This window comes from Arthrobacter sp. TS-15, assembly GCF_006964045.1.
GTDB lineage: Bacteria > Actinomycetota > Actinomycetes > Actinomycetales > Micrococcaceae > Arthrobacter.
This window is the reverse complement of record NZ_SDXQ01000075.1, coordinates 1-1,051: the sequence shown is the minus strand read 5'-3', so window position 1 is coordinate 1,051 and position 1,051 is coordinate 1. Positions and strand designations below refer to the sequence as shown.

The following is a 1,051-nucleotide window of genomic DNA, read 5'->3' as shown; positions in this document are numbered from 1 at the left end:
AGGCCCCACTTGATCTGGGTCTTCGGGTTCGTCTTCCAGTCGGAACCGGCCGAGGCCATCTTCGAGGCCGGCAGGGCCTGGACCAGGCCGTAGGCGCCGGACGAGGAGTTGGTGGCGGTGACGTTCCAGCCGCTCTCGTGCTCGACGATCTTGCTGAACGCCTTGTACTGCGAGTCGTTCGGGATCATCTTCTGCGCGATCGCCTTGGCCGAGGTGGGGGAAGCCTTCGCGGGGGCCGCGGCCTGAGCGGGGCCCGCCGCGAACACCATGCCGGCGGTGGCAGCGGCCACGGCGGCACCGGTGAGGGCCTTCTTCGGAGTGGCGATGCGGCGGATGCGGGTAGAGATGGACACAGAGAACCTTTTCCTTCGGGGACATGGCGGTCGCTCGTACGCCGTGACCCGTAAGGCCTTGGCATGCGTTGGCGCCGAGGCCCGGGTGGGCTCGTCGGCGCCTTGCGACTCCTCCAGAGAAACAGGCTCGAAGGGCGTCCGCAATGACCCCTTTTGCTAGTTGTGGTCGTATCCGCCGCAAAAGGTCCTTCTGTGACGTGGCTCTCAATCCGCAGGTCAGGGGCGATAAAGGCGTGCGCATGACAATCGGAATGATCTACTACCGCGCTTAGCAAGTGACCTAAGTCCTGTGGGCCGCCTCACGGTGGGTGTAACCCGCAGTGGTTGAAGTGTCTACGGTGTGCGGCCGGACGGTGTGACGGGCGCCGCATCACGTGGCTCCTCGAAGGTGACCGAGGTCTCGAAGGCGGCCCTCCGCGTGGCCCGTCGGAGCGCTTTGAGGACGGTCGCGCCGAGCGTGAGGGTCAGTACGACGGTCACGACGGCCCGGCCCAGGTCCCAGCCGAGCGAGGTGGCCAGACAGTACGCGACGAAACGGGCCAGGTTGGCGTCCACGTCGTCGTGCGGGTCGAAGGCGACGTTCGACGACAGCGCGTCCATGAAGGGCCAGCCCGCCAGGTTCATGAACGTGCCGTACGCGAAGGCCGCGGCGAACCCGTACAGGGCGAGCATCGACAGCTCGCCCCGGCCGCGCAGCC

Annotated in this window: 1 protein-coding gene and 1 pseudogene; both read right to left on the bottom strand. The window is 66.9% G+C overall.

The window, feature by feature from the left end:
• Positions 1–353 (bottom strand): aggregation-promoting factor C-terminal-like domain-containing protein (locus EU811_RS24495; protein WP_142940538.1); only part of this gene is annotated, 353 nt, incomplete at its 3' end.
• Between the two features lie 333 nt (positions 354–686).
• Positions 687–1,051 (bottom strand): annotated as a pseudogene (locus EU811_RS22810) (ECF transporter S component); the annotation flags it as partial.